This window comes from Halomonas alkalisoli (genome assembly GCF_021412585.1).
Lineage (GTDB): Bacteria > Pseudomonadota > Gammaproteobacteria > Pseudomonadales > Halomonadaceae > Halomonas > Halomonas alkalisoli.
Map to the genome: position 1 here is coordinate 67,472 of NZ_JAKCMI010000028.1, position 15,107 is coordinate 82,578.

The window sequence follows — 15,107 nt, forward strand, 5'->3', positions numbered from 1 at the left end:
TGGTCTCAATGCTCAGTGGCCCAACCCGGCTAGCCGCTGGCCGATGGCCGAGTCCGGAGCGGCTTCGCGCAGCACCATCAGTACCGGCAGCCGCAGGCGCGGGATCAGGGCGAGGTCCCGGGCCATGGCCGCAAAATCGGCCTGTGGTGTCTCTGCCAGCCGGCTCAGAAAGCGGGGCAGGCGTTCGGCATGTTCCAGGTGTCGCCAGCCCCGGCCGGCCATGGCCGCCAGCAGGTCCGGGCCACAGGCATTGGGGTCATCCAGCAGGGTATCGAACCACTCGCCGGCCATGGCGGCACCGCTGACGGCACGGACACAGGCGCAGAAGCTCTCGATCTCGCCCGCGGCAGCGGCGTCTTCTCCCCGGCGGCGTAGCGCCAATGCCAGGCTCTCGGGCATGTCGACATGCTCAAGACAGTAGCATAGTGAAGTCAGTACCTCGCCGGGGAGGGCGGGCAGCCGCTCGGCCAGCATCCGGCTCGCTTCTTCGTCCAGACGCACCGCGTAGTCGGCCAAGCCCTGCAGCCCCAGTGCCTGCCAGTCCAGGGGCTGTTGGCCGCTGAGATACGCCTCCACGGGCTCCAGGTGGGGGCTGGCGGGCTTGCCCATGTCATGGCTGGCCCGGGCATGCAGCATCGCCTGGAAGTGCAGCGAGGGGGTGAAGGCCAGCGGGTTGTCCTTCATCAGATTGTCGATCGACTCGCCCGGCTCGCTGCGGCCTACCTGCTGTACGCTGCGGCCCAGCGTCTCCAGCAGCCGCTGAAGGAAGGCGTCACGGGAGGCCGGCACCAGGCGCCCCTGCTCGTCCAGCGGCAGGGCGAGAAACCAGATCAATGGGTCGCTCATGTCGCCCAGGCGAAACACCAGGCCGACCCTGGCCTGGCTCTGCCATGGGCAGGGCCAGGGGAGATCGCCGGCTTCGAAGTCCGCCAGGGTTTCCAGGGTGCAGGGTTCGACCCTCCGCCCAAGGTGATAGGCCCGCACTTCAGCACCGGTGCGCATGAAGAAATCGTGAAGCGTATGGATCGGCTGCATGTCGACTCCGTTCTTGAAGCGTGCACTCTACCTTGCCCCCCGGGGGCTTGTCAGCCACTGGTGTGGGTCGGGCGAGAGAGAGTCTGGTCAAGAATTGACCGATCGCTTCCAGCGCCCTGCCCATCGGGGGCGAGGGCAGCTTTCCATAGTTTATCCACAGGCTCTTGCAGGATATCTGTGTATAGAGCGCAGCAGGCCGGGGTGGCCAGGCCGGAACAGGAACGAGATAATGGAACCCAATGCAAGCGAGGTACCCGACATGACCGTTCACGAAGAGCTCGATGTGGCGCTACGCCGGCTGGAGGCCACCATGAAGGCCACCAACATGTGGCGAGTGGAGCGGCCCGACGCCGACGCCTTCGACAGTCAGCAGCCATTCTGCATCGATACCATGGCGCTGCCACAGTGGCTGCGCTTCGTCTTCATCGCGCGGCTGGATGCCCTGGTCGAGGCGGGTGGGCCGATGCCGGAGAAGTGCGACGTGGCCCCGGCGATGGAAGCCTACCTGACTCAGCAGGGAACGCGTGCCACCGACCGGCTGCTGATCTGCAAGGCGGTGCAGGAGATCGACCAGCTGGTGACGGAAAACTGACGCAGGATAACCCTGACCAAGGAGAGCGAGACGAGGAATGCCGTACTACTTCGCCTATGGCAGCAACATGAACACGGCCCGGGTGGAAGCGCGCATCGGGGCTACCCGGCGCGCGCTGTCCGGCGTGCTGCACGAGTACACCCTGCGCTTCGACAAGGCATCGCGGGTGGCCGGCATTGCCCACGCCAATATTGTCCCGGCGATCGGTGGACGGGTCGAGGGCGCTCTGTTCGAGCTTGCCGAACCCCGGCAGATCGAGCTGATGGATCCTTACGAAGGTTATCCACATGAATATGAGCGCCATCGGCTACCAGTCGTCACCGAGGAGGGCGCCATTCCGTCGTGGGTGTATATCGCTGCGCCGGGTACCACGGCTCCCTCCCTCAAGCCGGCCCGTGAGTACCTGGCGCATCTGCTCGCTGGCGAGGCCTTTCTCAGCGGCGATTACTACCGCCGGCTGGGGCAGGTCGACGCGGTGGAAGGGCTGGAAGACGGCGTCCTGGGCCAGTTGGGCCTGTCGCGCCACTCTCCGCGCTGAGAGTCGACTCGCTTCCGCTGTTGAAACGCACGAGGCCCACGCAAGGTGGGCCTCGTCGGGCGCCCTAGAAACGGTAGCTGATACCGGCCATGAACACCCAGGGGTCGATGCTCACCTTGCCGACGTCAGTGCCATTCAGGCTGGCGTCGGTATCGATGTCGATATACCAGGCGGCGGCGTTCACCGCCCAGTTGTCGTCCAGGCGTACGTCGACGCCCAGTTGGCCCGCCGCACCCCAGGAACTGCTCAGGTCGAGGTCCACACCTTCGATGTCGATCTCTTCGCTGAAGAAGTTGGTGTAGTTGAGGCCGATACCGGCATAGGGCTGGATCTGTGCACCGGTGCCGCCCAGCGGGTAGTACTGCACGGTCAGGGTCGGCGGCAGATGCTTGGTGGAGGCGATGTCGGCGCCATTGAGGTGGATATCGTGCTTGAAGGGCAGTGCCGCAAGCAGTTCCACGCCGAAATTGTCGTGGAACAGGTAGCCCAGGGTGAAGCCGAGGTTGGTATCGCTGCGCACGTCGACATCGATTGTGCCGCCCGCCAGGCTGCCGTTGTTGCTCTTGGGGTCGACATGGGCAACGCCCACGCGGGTGATGAAATCGCCTTCGCTGTAGGCGAGTGCCTGGCTGCTGGCAAAGAAGGCAGTGGCGGCCAGGCCGGCGGTCAGCAGGGTGGGAAGTGCGTGCTTGCGCATGAGTCGACTCCTGTCGTTGCAAAGGGACAGCCTCGGGCTGCCATGAACGAAGTCAGTCTACTCAGCGGCCGGGAATGAATTATTGACCCATGACAATAGTTGCTACCGACAACTAATCGGGTATTTAAAATACTCCTTATATGCATGGCCTTGATACATGTGCACATGACGCAAAACGCCGGGCGCATGGCCCGGCGTCGTCCTGCTATCGTCTCGTTCGGCTTTAGAAGCGGAAGGTTACGCCGCCGCCAATGGTCATCGGATCGACCTTGGCGGTACCCAGCCGTTCGCCATCTTGCGACAGGCGAGAATCGACGTCGGCATAGTTGGCGAAGCCGTTGAGCATGAAGTTGTCGGTGACTGCCAGGTCGATGCCAACCTGGCCGACGGCACCATAGGAGCGACGTGCGTCGATCCCTTCGGGCTCGCCGGAGAAGCGAGTGTAGTTGAGGCCGGCGCCGACATAGGGCTGCACGCGTGAATCCAGCCCACCCAGCGGGTAGTAGTTCACCAGCAGGTTGACCGGCATGCGGTCGACGCTGCCGGCCAGGTCGCCGGCGGAGAAGTCGTGCTCGATCTTCTCGGAGCTGTTGAGCTCGATGCCGATCTGATCGTGGAACAGGTAGCCTGCGCCAAAGGTGAAGCCGGTCTCACCGCTGCTGATGCTGTCGAGTACGCCATTGTCGGAGCGGGTATCGGACTTGGCGAAGCCACCGCGTACGAAGGTGTCACCGGCGCTGTAGGCCAGGGCCGCCTGGCTGACGAAGGCGCAACTGGCGGCAATGACAGCCACGGGAATCAAGCGAGTCGTATTCATCAGTGCGTTCTCCTGGTCGACGCTGGCCGGAAGAGTCCGGCCTATTGAACTGTGTCTAGTATAGAAACACCGTTTCTAAAAGTCTTGTTTAATTTTGTTATGGCCGCGATAGGCCGGATTCATAGCGATATTCTCCTAAATTAAGCGCCTCTTTTCCTTCTGAGATGGAACGGTCAAGGCACCAGTTTGTATAACTATTGCTGTGGCGCAATATTGGCGTGGAGGAGCGTGAGGGGCTAAGCCTTGTCTATAGTCGATCGGAAGGAGAGGGTGATGAAGAGTGCAACGAACGAGCGACCGGTCTGGCTCGCAATGGGAGCCATGCTGCTGGCCGCAGCCCTGGCCCTCTGGCTGTTACTGCATCCGGAACTGATCAGCGGTCTGCCCATGCCGCTGCGCCTCCCGGCGATCGGCCTGGGTTTCTGGGCCCTGGGTGCCGCCTTCATGCAGCCGATGGGTCTGGAGCTGCGGCGCCACTGGCAGCGGCGTGCCACCACGCCGCCCTGGAGCCTGGTAGCCTTGGGTGCGTTCACGCTGATCGTGGTGCTGCGTGCCCTCTGGTTGGCATGATTCGGTTGGTATGATGTGGTTGGAATGAAATGGCTGGCATGATTTTGCTGGCGTAGTAACGCAACAGGCCGCCCAAGGGCGGCCTGTTGCGGTCATTGACGGGTGGGCTGCCACCGATTTGGGCCGTCAGGCCTCTTCGAAGGTATCGAAGTCGGCGGTGACCCGCAGGTTGGGTTCTTCGGTGGCAAGGCTTGCCACCACGATGGCGATATAGGCCAGGATCACGCCCGGCACGATCTCATAGAGATCGAAGATGCCGCCGGAGATCTCTGCCCACAGCACCACGGTCACGCCACCCACCACGATGCCGGCGAGCGCGCCCCACTTGTTCATGCGCCGCCAGTAGAGCGACATGATCAGGGCCGGGCCGAAGGCGGCACCGAAGCCGGCCCAGGCGTAGGCAACCAGGTCGAGCACGGTGGCATCGGGGTTGAGCGCCAGCAGGTAGGCGAGTGCGGCGATACCGATCACGGCAAAGCGGCCCACCCAGACGAGTTCGGTCTGGCTGGCATCCTTGCGGAAGATCGCCTTGTAGAAGTCGTCGGTCAGCGCCGAGGAAGAGACCAGCAGCTGGGAGTCGGCGGTGGACATGATGGCGGCCAGGATGGCGGCCAGCAGGATTCCGGCGATCACCGGATGGAAGATGATGTTGACCATCACCATGAAGACCGTCTCGCCATCGGCCAGGTCGCGCTGCACGAAACCCACCCCGAGGAGGCCCACGGCAATGGAGCTGACCAGGGCGATGGCGGTCCAGGAGACGGCGATGCGACGGGCGGCAGGGATGTCGCGGTCGCTGCGGATGGCGGCGAAGCGAGCCAGGATATGTGGCTGGCCGAAGTAGCCCAGGCCCCAGGCCAGCGAGCTGATGATGCCGATGGTGGTCAGTGCTTCACCGGTGGAGGCGTCGCGGAACCAGGCGAGCATATACTCGCTCTCGGCTGCCAGGGCTGCGCCTGCGCCGCTGGCGCCACCCAGGTCGCTGAAGGCGATGACCGGGACGATGGCCAGCGCCGCTGCCATCATCAGGCCTTGAATCAGGTCGGTCCAGGAAACCGCCAGGAAGCCGCCGAAGAAGGTATAGGAAATCACCGCGATGGTGCCGATGGTCACGGCGATGGTGTAGTCGTAGCCGAAGACCGTCTCGAACAGTCGGCCACCCGCCACCAGCCCGGAGCTGGTATAGAACAGGAAGAACATCAGGATGAAGATGGCGGAGATCACCCTCAGCAGCTGCGTCTTGTCCTGGAAGCGGTTGGCGAAGTACTCCGGCAGTGTCAGGGCATCGCTGACCTTGAAGCTGTAGAGGCGCAGCCGGCGGGCCACGACCAGCCAGTTGAGCCAGGTGCCGATCAGCAGGCCCACGGCGATCCAGCTCGCCGAGATGCCGCTGACGTAGGCGGCCCCCGGCAGGCCCAGCAGCAGCCAGCCCGACATGTCGGATGCGCCAGCGGAGATCGCCGAGGTCCAGGGGCCCAGCGAACGTCCGCCCAGGATGTAGTCGGAGAGGTTCGTGGTGCGTTTATAGGCGACGATACCGACACCGAGCATCAGTAGCAGGTACGCCAGGAAGGTGAAGCCGACGGCCATATTGTTGTCAACCATGTGAAGGTTCCTTCAGTGTTGTTGTCGGGGCGACGAGCGGGGGAGTCACTCGTCGCCCAACGCTAGCAGTGACGCGTTGCCGCCCAGCGCGGCGGTATTGACGGTTACGGTCTTTTCCGTGGCAAAGCGCAGCAGGTAGTGCGGCCCGCCCGCCTTGGGGCCGGTGCCGGAAAGGCCCTGGCCACCGAAGGGTTGCACCCCTACGACGGCGCCGATGATATTGCGGTTGATGTACACGTTGCCAACACGAATTTTCTCTGCAATGGCATTGGCAAAGGATTCGTTGCGGCTATGCACGCCAAATGTCAGTCCGTAACCTCGGCTGTTGATGGACTCGACGACCTGGTCGATCTCGTCGGCCTTGTAGCGCACGATGTGCAGCACCGGGCCGAACTGTTCCCGCTCCAGTGCGTCGATACCGTCGATGCGGAAGGCCACCGGCGGCACGAAGGTACCAAGTGCGGTGAACGCCGGGTCCAGCCGAGTCTCCGCCAGCAGCCGGCCCTCGCCCTTGAGCCTGTCGATATGGGCCATGAGCCCCTTGCGGGCATCCTCGTCGATCACCGGCCCCACGTCGGTGCCCAGGTCCCGGGGGTCGCCGACATGCAGTTCGTCCATGGCGCCCTTGAGTATCTCGATCACCCGGTCGGCCACATCATCCTGCAGGTAGAGCACCCGCAGCGCGGAGCAGCGCTGGCCCGCGCTCTGGAATGCCGACTGGATCACGTCGGCCACGACCTGCTCGGGCAGGGCGGTGGAGTCGACGATGAGCGCATTCATGCCGCCGGTCTCGGCGACCAGGGTCGGCAGGGGGGCATTTTCCCGCGCCGCCAGGGCGCGATTGATGATCTGGGCGGTATCGGTGCCGCCGGTGAAGACCACGCCGGTGATCCGCGTATCGGCGCTCAGCACACTGCCCACGGTGGGGCCATCGCCGGGTAGCAGCTGTACCACGTCCCGGGGCATGCCGGCCTCATAGAGCAGCTCGATCACCCGGTGGGCGACGATGGAGGTCTGCTCGGCGGGCTTGGCCAGCACGGTGTTGCCCGCTACCGCGGCGGCAACGACCTGGCCGCAGAAGATCGCGACCGGGAAGTTCCAGGGGCTGATCGCGGCGAAGACACCCTTGCCGCTGAGCATCAGTTCATTGGATTCACCGGTGGGTCCTGGTAGCACGGTCGGCGCCTCGAACAGCTCTTCCGCCCGCATGGCGTAGTAGCGGCAGAAGTCCACCGCCTCACGGATCTCGTCGACGCCATCGGTGAGCAGCTTGCCGCCCTCACGGGAGCAGAGCGTCATCAGCTCGGCCAGGTTCTCCTCCATGAGATCGCTCAGGCGACGAATGATCGCGGCTCGCTCGGCCACCGGCGTGGCGTCCCAGCGGGGAAAGGCGTCCCAGGCGGCATCCACCGCCCGTGATGCCTGCTCCCTGTTGGTCCATTGCACGCTCCCGACCCGCTGGTTGCGGTCATAGGGGGTGTTGACCTCATGGGTATTGGCGGGATCCTTCGGCACCTCGAAGGCAAGCAGGGGAGCCGCGTCGTAGCGCTTGTCCATGAAGCCGGCCATGGCGTCCATCAGGGGCTGGTAATGACTGCGCACGTTGAGGTTTACCCCTTTCGAGTTGCGGCGCTTCTTGCCGTAGATGTCCTTGGGAAGCGGGATGCGAGGGTTGGCATAGCTGGCGTACTGGCGCAGGCTCTCCACCGGGTGCACGCACAGCGATTCCACCGGCACCTTGGGATCGACCAGCTGATGCACGAAGGAGGAGTTGGCGCCATTCTCGAGCAGTCGCCGCACCAGATAGGGAAGCAGATCCTTGTGGGCGCCCACCGGAGCATAGATGCGGCAGTAGGTGCCGTTCGGCGCGCGTTTCAGGGCTGCATCGTAGAGGGCCTCGCCCATGCCATGCAGGCGCTGGAATTCGAACGAGCGCGTGGCCTCGTTCGACAGCTCGAGAATGGTGCTGATGGTGTGGGCGTTATGGGTGGCAAACTGGGGAAAGATCCGTCCGCGGGTCTGGTCCGAGAGCAGGAAGCGTGCGCAGACCAGGTAGGCCACATCGGTGCTCGCCTTGCGTGTAAAGACCGGATAGCCCTCGACGCCGAGCTGCTGTGACTCCTTGATCTCGCTGTCCCAGTAAGCGCCCTTGACCAGACGCAGCGGGATCTCGTCGCCCTGGCGATCGGCCAGGCGATTCAGGTAGTGCAAGACCGGCAGGGCGCGCTTGGAGTAGGCCTGTACCACCAGGCCAAAGTGCCCCCAGCCCTTGCAGGTATCGCTTTCGTAGATGGCGCGGAAGACCTCCAGCGAGATCTCCAGGCGGTCCACCTCCTCGGCGTCGATGGTCAGGGCCACGTCCCGTTCCCGGGCCATGGCGGCAAGCTCACGCACGGTGCCCACGAGCTCGACCAGGACCTGGTCGCGACGGCCGAACTCGTAACGCGGGTGCAGGGCCGATAGCTTGATGGAAACCGAGGGGGAGGGTGTGGTCGCTGGCAGCGCCTGGCTGGTCTTGCCGACGCGCTCGATGGCTCGGGCGTAGTCGTCGAAGTAGCGCTTGGCGTCGGCGCGGGTGCGTGCGGCTTCGCCAAGCATGTCGTAGGAATAGGTGTATCCCTTGTTGAACAGGGGCTTGGAGCGCTTCAGTGCTTCATCGATATCACGGCCGAGCACGAACTGCTTGCCCATGATCTTCATGGCCTCAACCATGGCGCGGCGGATGACCGGCTCGCCCATGCGGTTGACGAGCTTGTTGATGAAGCCCGATGGCTTGCCTTCCCGCGGCTTGTCGAGGGAGACGACGCGGCCGGTCATCAACAGCCCCCAGGTGGAGGCGTTGACCAGCCAGGATTCGCTCTGTCCCATATGGGCCTGCCAGTCTGCGGGGCCCAGCTTGTCCTCGATCAGGGCATCGGCGGTGGCCTTGTCGGGAATGCGCAGCATGGCCTCGGCGAGGCACATCAGCATCAGGCCCTCATGGGTATCGAGGCTGTACTGCTGCAACAGTTCATCGATGGTATCCACCGCGGTGTCCATCTCGCGCACTTCACGCACGAGCTCGGCGGTCTTGCCAGCGATGCGCCGGAAGTCATCGGTATCGGCACTCAGCACATGGACGAGTTCGCGGACGAAGGCGTCTTCATCGATCGCGTAGTGTTCACTGATCCGTGCGAACAGGGTGTCGAGTTCCTGCTGCCAGGTGGCAGTATCCAGCATGTTATTGGCATTGAGCATCAGAGGTCCCCCGGGTGTCACCCGCCATGAAACGGCAAATCCACGGCTTCACCAGACGATCTTGCCTGGTGCCGTTAGATAACTTTGACTGTAGGGGGGCAAAGGGGGTGACGCTTGTCAATTTCCCGGATTTGTTTGTCGATTTCGTGGCTAATCGCTGCCCTGGGGCTATGTTTTCGACTTAAGTCGTAGGCTGCGGCCTGGCGATCAGGGCTGCATCGCCACGCTTGCTGCTGGCTCTCCGCAGCTGACTGGGGGGGCAGCCGAAGGTGCCGCGGAAGGCGTGGGAGAGCGCGCTCTGATGGGCAAAGCCCGTGTTGGCGGCGATCTCCGACAGCGGCAGGCGACTCTCTTCCAGCAGGCGCCGAGCCGCCTCCAGGCGACGGCGGCGAACGTATTGCCAGGGTGACAGGCCGGTCTGCTCACGAAAGCAGCTGCGAAAATGCGCTTCGCTCAGGCAGGCTTGCTTGGCCAGGGCGCCGACCGTCAGGGAGCGGGCCAGGTTCTGGTCGATATAGTGGTCCAGCTTCTGCAGGTCCAGCCGACGTCCGGCGGTGGGTGGTGCCGCGTCGCCACCCAGGCGGGCATGCAGGCAGCCGAGCAGGGTGGCCGCCAGGCGGTCGCTCTGAGCGGGTGCGCTCATGCTTGCCTGGGTGATGGCCAGTTCGTGGAGCAGGAAATCGAGGTAGCGCTTCAGGGGGTCGTCGAGGGCAAAGAAGCGTGGGGCATCGAACAGGCGTGAGAGCTCATGATGATAGCCGGTCAGCGAGGGGGCATCGGCAGGTAGATCGAGGATCAGCTGCCGGTTCTCACCCTGGCCTACATAGTAGTGCACGTGGTTGGCTGGCACGATACAGCCGGACAGGGCTGAAATGGCGCCGCCGAGCCCTTCGATCTCGAACTCGGCCTTGCCCTGCAGGCCAATCACGATCTGGTGGAAGTCGTGAGCATGGTGCTGAGTGGCGGTATCGAGCGGAATCTGACGTATGGCGCTGGGCATGGGAACCTCCCGGCCTGACTGGCATCATTTCAAAGCATACCATACTCGAAAAGCTGTCAGCCTTCGTCCTGGTCCCGCTGGCGGTGTCTGAGCTGGGTATGGGCAGCCAGGTGGTCGCGCAGCGCGGCCAGTTCCTCCTGTCCGGTGCTGTCGAGCAGCGGCTTGCCCTGGGGGACGCGCCAGGCTCGCCCATGCGCTTCCATCAGGTGGTATGCCCGACGCCTCACCCCGTCCAGGTAGTCGTCATGCCGTATCGGGTAGTTGATGATCGTATCCCACTCGTGCTGGCTGAGGCGATTTTCCAGTGCCTTGTCGAAGAGTTCGAGCAGGTGTTCCGGTTCGGTGCGATAGCGTGGGGTGCGCGAAAACAGCAGGATCAGCAACATACCGCCGATGATCAGCGTGCAGACGGCTAGGATGAGAAAGAAAAGGGCCATGCGGGTGCTCGCGCCGGTAGACGTCAGGGTCGCAGCAGGATGATGGCCGGCCGATAGGGCCTGTGCCGCCTGGTCACGACGGGCAGTATGCCTGCGGCGAACTGGAGCGGGTGAAGGGAATCTCCCATCGCCCGCCATATGCTTTGTAATTCAGTCGGTTACGTCTGTGGCGTAGCCATGTGAAGCCGTTACTGTAGCCACTTCCGTAGCCCTTGAGAAATCCATCCTATCTGTCTGGGACTGTGAATGGCAAGGGATAGCTAGCTGGGTTTGAGAGGCTCCCAATGCCATGCTAGAGCAGCATTCTCTGTTCGGTGCTTTGCAAACGCTATGGCCCAATCGGGAGCCACAGCATTGCTAATGATGGTTAAGACGTCTTCTGGGTGAGCTGACGTGCGCCAAGCCAGGTTTGCTTTGGGCGAATAGAGGGCAACACCCTCTTTGGTAAGGGTAAGCTCAAGCTCGGTTAGTTTTACTCCTTCCTTCTTGATTTTCTCGGAAAGCGTACCTTTACCCTCGATGAGATAGCTGCCTAACCAAGCTGTATACTGATGCAGTATCATTTCTGCATGACTGACTCTGGTAGGAGTGCTTGCTGTTGTTATCCCCATGCCTAATGGTGCATATGCTTTCTCGCCAATATTTATAAAGGAAGTCACGCCACTCCTACGCAGGGCTTTTCTTTCTTCAGGTGTTGGTGAACGACCAGGTAGGATACCCCGTAGCTCGTAGTGTTGCATTACTTCCGGCCACGACTCGGCTAGAATATAGACCAGCTCATCATTCGAAAAGACATTCTTCTCGGTGTGAGGGCGAATATCGATAACATGGATTGAATTTGGCTGAACAAAACAGAAGGCCAGCCAGTCGGATCTAGGGGAGAAGTAACTTTTTTGAATTTGTTCTTTAGTGCAAAGATGAAAGTGATGAATTCCCCAGTCCGCCCATAAGTGATCTGTTCTTTGAGTAGCTTTTTTACCACTGGTATCGTTGAAGAGTACCAGCCCCTTTCCCTGCAGTCTGTTGATGTCACTGCCTATGCTGTTCGTGATAGAAAAGTCAATTAGGCCTTGGTGTGCAGGGCAAGGTAACTTTTTTGGAAATTGGTTGGATAAGCATACTCTTCTCGGTCTTGGGTCGACGTACCTTAAGCGAAAATCTAGCCATCTCAGCAGGGGTCTGCTTAGATTGTCAATTTTCCGTTCATACTTTAGCCCATAGGTTCTGATTAGGGATGAGGCGATTTTGTCGAGATCATTGTTGAAGCGAGATGAAAGCATTTTATCTGGTCTCATATGACCCTCGCTAGAAGTAAAAAATAAAGTGTCGCTCATTTAAGGCTGATCTGGCAATCTCTACTGCTGTTTCGTGTGGCTACGTTTCCTTAATTGCCCGACAGGCTCGCTTGACCGAGGCGGGTGAAATACCGAAGTGATCCGTCGCTGCCTTGATACTAGGGCTGTTCTCTTGACGCCACTGGGCCACGGCTTCGTCATCGATGACCTTCTCCGACACACGTTCTTCCTTTTTGCCCTGGCTATCTGCCCTGCCGCCTAAAGTGAGGAGGAGGCTGGCCGATAAGCATGGCATCGGTCCATGTCCTTGGATGGCACAGCCTACCTGTGTGATTCGTGCGGGGCTGATCAACACTTAACTCGGTGACAATGAGGCTACTACGTGGCAGTTAAAGCAGCGGTGGCATGGGCAGAGCGAGGCTGGACCAAGTTGGTCTCTATTGCTATGGGTGGTGCAGTCGGCATGTTCTTCGGTGGAGTCTTTCTCATACCGTTGGTGGCTCTTGTCGATGTGCTTGGCCTGACTGACGTTATTGACCCTGCGAGTCCCTGGGTATGGGCTTGGTGCGGAGCAATGGGCGGGTTTGTTTTTGGGAGCCACTCCGGGGCGAAGCCTGAACCCCAGGAGCAGACATCGGAAGCCAAGGGAGAACCCAAGGAGGAGCTTCTGGACCCATGGTCAGCGGTGGAGATGTGGAAGAGGGGGAAGTTCGAGTACGCCCAACTGATAGACCTATGCGAATACCAGCAAGGACTGGGACACGCGGATAGTGCCGCCTGTCTGGGGTGGCTCTATGAGTACGGGGATCCAGCCGTCTCGGGTTCATATGATCACGGCAAAGCGGTCGGCTGTTACCGAACAGCGGCCCTGCTCGGTCATGATACAGCTCTCGATAGACTGCTAGCTTTGGAGAAGCTGGCGGCTCAGCATGAAGTGATGACCGAGGAGCAAAAGCAGGAGAGGAGCGCCTTTATCTTCAAGAAGGTCTCTCAGGCTATTGAGCAAGCAAAGGCGGAGGCTGAGGATCCAAAAGAAGACAAGTAAAAATAAATAAGCCCCACGATGAGAGTGCAAGCTATTCTCAACAAGTGGGGCTGTCCTGGTTAGCTTATCATCAGGGGCGGTCTAGGTAGAACCCCGAGCGGTTCCATGCCAGCTCTACCAGACGTGGCACCCTCAGGAAGACCCCGTAGAAGCTCATTTCCAGTTCAAACCTGCCAATCCTGATGGTCATTCTTGGTGTTCCCCGATTGCGTGAGAGAGGCTACTTTTTATCACGCCAGGAAACATTGTAAAAGCAATGCTTTCAATAACTTACTTACGTTATCGTAACTGTTCCACTAACGTATGGAAGGCGCATGGTGCCTCGACCCCTACGCCGAGGTGCGGTTGATGCTGTTCTCAGCAGCTCGCTTCTCAGCCCTTTGTACGGTGCTGACTCCACACCCGATGATGTCCGCTGTCTTACGGATGCTGAAGCCTTGCTGTCTCAACTCCATGATCCGACGATGCTTCTCGCCATCCACTGGCCTCCCCCTGTAGGCTCCCTCTTCCTTGGCTTTGGCGATACCTTCCGCCTGACGCCTTCTCCTGTCCTCGTAATCCTTGCGAGCTACAGCCGCCAGCATGTCCAGCAGCATGGCATTCACTGCATCCAGCATCCTGCCGGTGAAGTCGTCTCCGCTGCCCACCGTCATGGCTGTGTGACTGGTGGGGAGATCGAGAGACACCACCCGGAGTCCAGCGCTCTGGATGGCTCCCTTGAGCTTGTTCCAATCGCCTTTAGTCAGGCGTGTCAGGCGGTCTACCTGCTCGACCAAGAGAACGTCTCCTGGCTGTGCATCGTCAATCAACCGAGCCAGTTCTGTACGGTCTGCCTTGGTGCCACTTGCATTTTCCACGTACCAAGACGCAACCTTGGCCCCCTTCTCCTGGGCGAAGGCTGTCAGTGCCTCACGGGCACGGCTGGCATTCTGATCGTCGGTTGATGCTCTGAGGTACGCTCGGATGAAGGCCATTCCTGTGTCTCCCTGCTGCACGCTTGTGTTCACTTGAGTGTGTTCACAATATGCGTACTCGTTAGGGTTGTCAAACACTGGATATGAATACGAATACGGCAGCTCTCAGGACGTACCCTTTGTGGTATACCTCAATGAACAGGGATGGTGGGCGTCGAGAAGCTCAGCAAAAGCCATCAGTGCGTCGCTAGGAGAGAGGCAGGGCCAATGGCATGGTTCAGGTGGAGAGCGTCTCCTGTGGCGCTGTGGAGCGTCCTGCTCAGCCCTACCACCCCCGCTCCCTTCCATCCGACGTGCATAGGTGGCACCCCTCGCTGCTCGAAGGGACCGACCGGGGCCAGGGGGGATAGATGCGCAGCGTAACCCGTGGGTGTCGGCTCAAATTTCTGTCACAAAATCATGCCGGAGCTACACCGCCGAAAAGACCACCCTCAGGAATCCCGCATCTATCGAAATGGTCACGGGTATCACCGGGCTGGAAGTGGGCCATATTGAAGATGTTGCCGTAGGCTGCTGCCATGGCCATCTTGTCCGCCAGCTCGTTCAGAGGGTGGCCACTGTGCCCCTTGATCCAGCGGACCTCTACGGGTCGGCTCATCAGGAGAGCGTCCAGTTCTCGCCACAGGTCTTGGTTCTCCACGGGCTTCCTCTGGGCATTAACCCAGCCCTTGGCCTTCCATCCCTGGAGCCACTCGTTGCAGCCACGGGAGACATAGGCGCTGTCCGTGTGGACGATGGCATGAGCGTCTGACCAGTCGGAGCGTATGGCCTTCAATGCCTCGATGATGGCGGTCAGCTCCATACGGTTGCTGGTGGTCGGCTCTACCTTGCCGCTGAGGCGTCTCTGCTCCTGGGGGTAGTCCAAGATGGCAGCCCATCCACCGAAGGCGAAGGGCGAGCCGTTGTTGATACAGGAGCCGTCCGTATGGATGGTGATGGGGCCAGAAGGGGGAACGGGGGTGATGATGTGCATGAGCGTATGTCCTCATTGTCGAAGGCGACAGCTCCCCTCAGACAACGGACCCAGCGAACGGACATACGCCGTTGCCTGTCTATCGCCTTCGAGAATGTCACTGGGGTTATCTTGAAGAGTGGCTTGGGGAAAGCCTTGGGTTGTACTGACAAGGGTCAGTGATGGTTACCACTACCACCAGTATTCCTATCCCTGACAGGACATCCCTGACCAGTGAGGAATATTTCTTCCTTTGTCAGTTGTTCCATTGTCAGAAATGTGGTAAAGAAAAACCCCTCTATAGGTCTGTCTT

At 60.8% G+C, this 15,107-nt stretch carries 14 protein-coding genes; 4 read left to right on the forward strand and 10 right to left on the reverse strand.

Annotated features, from left to right (window positions below; genetic code table 11):
* Positions 1 to 12 precede the first annotated feature (12 nt).
* Positions 13 to 1,035 (reverse strand): DUF3549 family protein, encoded by a 1,023-nt coding sequence (locus LY622_RS12855; protein ID WP_234291252.1) that lies wholly within the window; start codon positions 1,033 to 1,035, stop codon positions 13 to 15.
* 259 nt (positions 1,036 to 1,294) lie between these two features.
* Between LY622_RS12855 and LY622_RS12860 the strand changes: the two genes are divergently transcribed.
* Positions 1,295 to 1,627 carry a YqcC family protein gene (locus tag LY622_RS12860; protein ID WP_234291372.1) on the forward strand — a complete coding sequence of 111 codons (333 nt, stop codon included), beginning with the start codon at positions 1,295 to 1,297 and terminating at the stop codon, positions 1,625 to 1,627.
* Between the two features lie 37 nt (positions 1,628 to 1,664).
* A complete protein-coding gene (locus LY622_RS12865; protein ID WP_234291253.1) occupies positions 1,665 to 2,165 on the forward strand; it encodes a gamma-glutamylcyclotransferase family protein in 501 nt (166 codons plus the stop codon).
* Between the two features lie 64 nt (positions 2,166 to 2,229).
* On the opposite strand, the gene LY622_RS12870 is transcribed toward LY622_RS12865, so the two are convergent.
* Together LY622_RS12870 and LY622_RS12875 are read right to left on the reverse strand one after the other, a co-directional pair.
* Complete coding sequence (locus LY622_RS12870) at positions 2,230 to 2,862, reverse strand: OmpW/AlkL family protein (protein ID WP_234291254.1); 633 nt, start codon at positions 2,860 to 2,862, stop codon at positions 2,230 to 2,232.
* 223 nt (positions 2,863 to 3,085) lie between these two features.
* Positions 3,086 to 3,679 (reverse strand): OmpW/AlkL family protein, encoded by a 594-nt coding sequence (locus LY622_RS12875; protein ID WP_234291255.1) that lies wholly within the window; start codon positions 3,677 to 3,679, stop codon positions 3,086 to 3,088.
* A gap of 273 nt (positions 3,680 to 3,952) precedes the next feature.
* Here LY622_RS12875 and LY622_RS12880 point away from each other — a divergent pair, with 273 nt between their 5' ends.
* Positions 3,953 to 4,249, forward strand: a complete 297-nt coding sequence (locus LY622_RS12880; RefSeq protein WP_234283231.1) for a hypothetical protein — start codon at positions 3,953 to 3,955, stop codon at positions 4,247 to 4,249.
* A 126-nt stretch (positions 4,250 to 4,375) separates the two neighbouring features.
* On the opposite strand, the gene putP is transcribed toward LY622_RS12880, so the two are convergent.
* The 5 genes from putP to LY622_RS12905 form a co-directional block, all read right to left on the reverse strand.
* Positions 4,376 to 5,854, reverse strand: coding sequence for a sodium/proline symporter PutP (gene putP, locus LY622_RS12885; RefSeq protein ID WP_234291256.1), 1,479 nt, complete (start codon positions 5,852 to 5,854; stop codon positions 4,376 to 4,378).
* A gap of 45 nt (positions 5,855 to 5,899) precedes the next feature.
* Positions 5,900 to 9,091, reverse strand: coding sequence for a bifunctional proline dehydrogenase/L-glutamate gamma-semialdehyde dehydrogenase PutA (gene putA / locus LY622_RS12890; RefSeq protein ID WP_234291257.1), 3,192 nt, complete (start codon positions 9,089 to 9,091; stop codon positions 5,900 to 5,902).
* 181 nt (positions 9,092 to 9,272) lie between these two features.
* Positions 9,273 to 10,091: a helix-turn-helix domain-containing protein gene (locus LY622_RS12895; protein ID WP_234291258.1), complete on the reverse strand. Its 819-nt coding sequence runs from the start codon at positions 10,089 to 10,091 to the stop codon at positions 9,273 to 9,275.
* Positions 10,092 to 10,147: 56 nt separating this feature from the next.
* Positions 10,148 to 10,528: a hypothetical protein gene (locus tag LY622_RS12900; protein WP_234291259.1), complete on the reverse strand. Its 381-nt coding sequence runs from the start codon at positions 10,526 to 10,528 to the stop codon at positions 10,148 to 10,150.
* Positions 10,529 to 10,788: 260 nt separating this feature from the next.
* Positions 10,789 to 11,823, reverse strand: a complete 1,035-nt coding sequence (locus LY622_RS12905; protein WP_234291260.1) for a hypothetical protein — start codon at positions 11,821 to 11,823, stop codon at positions 10,789 to 10,791.
* Between the two features lie 382 nt (positions 11,824 to 12,205).
* Between LY622_RS12905 and LY622_RS12910 the strand changes: the two genes are divergently transcribed.
* On the forward strand, positions 12,206 to 12,868 hold the full coding sequence (locus LY622_RS12910; protein ID WP_234291261.1) for a hypothetical protein: 663 nt from the start codon (positions 12,206 to 12,208) through the stop codon (positions 12,866 to 12,868).
* A gap of 329 nt (positions 12,869 to 13,197) precedes the next feature.
* Here the strand turns inward: LY622_RS12910 and LY622_RS12915 are convergent, their stop codons facing one another.
* Positions 13,198 to 13,842 carry a recombinase family protein gene (locus tag LY622_RS12915; RefSeq protein WP_234291262.1) on the reverse strand — a complete coding sequence of 215 codons (645 nt, stop codon included), beginning with the start codon at positions 13,840 to 13,842 and terminating at the stop codon, positions 13,198 to 13,200.
* Between the two features lie 397 nt (positions 13,843 to 14,239).
* Positions 14,240 to 14,815: a ribonuclease HI gene (rnhA, locus tag LY622_RS12920; protein WP_234291263.1), complete on the reverse strand. Its 576-nt coding sequence runs from the start codon at positions 14,813 to 14,815 to the stop codon at positions 14,240 to 14,242.
* Positions 14,816 to 15,107 lie beyond the last annotated feature (292 nt).

Excerpts from the sequence above, each read along its gene's own strand:
- LY622_RS12880 (WP_234283231.1), top strand. The coding sequence starts at position 3,953 with ATGAAGAGTGCAACGAACGAGCGACCGGTCTGGCTCGCAATGGGAGCC.
- LY622_RS12865 (WP_234291253.1), top strand. The coding sequence starts at position 1,665 with ATGCCGTACTACTTCGCCTATGGCAGCAACATGAACACGGCCCGGGTG.
- LY622_RS12860 (WP_234291372.1), top strand. The coding sequence starts at position 1,295 with ATGACCGTTCACGAAGAGCTCGATGTGGCGCTACGCCGGCTGGAGGCC.
- LY622_RS12855 (WP_234291252.1), bottom strand. The coding sequence starts at position 1,035 with ATGCAGCCGATCCATACGCTTCACGATTTCTTCATGCGCACCGGTGCT.
- LY622_RS12900 (WP_234291259.1), bottom strand. The coding sequence starts at position 10,528 with ATGGCCCTTTTCTTTCTCATCCTAGCCGTCTGCACGCTGATCATCGGC.
- putA (WP_234291257.1), bottom strand. The coding sequence starts at position 9,091 with ATGCTCAATGCCAATAACATGCTGGATACTGCCACCTGGCAGCAGGAA.
- LY622_RS12870 (WP_234291254.1), bottom strand. The coding sequence starts at position 2,862 with ATGCGCAAGCACGCACTTCCCACCCTGCTGACCGCCGGCCTGGCCGCC.
- rnhA (WP_234291263.1), bottom strand. The coding sequence starts at position 14,815 with ATGCACATCATCACCCCCGTTCCCCCTTCTGGCCCCATCACCATCCAT.
- LY622_RS12875 (WP_234291255.1), bottom strand. The coding sequence starts at position 3,679 with ATGAATACGACTCGCTTGATTCCCGTGGCTGTCATTGCCGCCAGTTGC.
- LY622_RS12895 (WP_234291258.1), bottom strand. The coding sequence starts at position 10,091 with ATGCCCAGCGCCATACGTCAGATTCCGCTCGATACCGCCACTCAGCAC.
- putP (WP_234291256.1), bottom strand. The coding sequence starts at position 5,854 with ATGGTTGACAACAATATGGCCGTCGGCTTCACCTTCCTGGCGTACCTG.
- LY622_RS12905 (WP_234291260.1), bottom strand. The coding sequence starts at position 11,823 with ATGAGACCAGATAAAATGCTTTCATCTCGCTTCAACAATGATCTCGAC.
- LY622_RS12915 (WP_234291262.1), bottom strand. The coding sequence starts at position 13,842 with ATGGCCTTCATCCGAGCGTACCTCAGAGCATCAACCGACGATCAGAAT.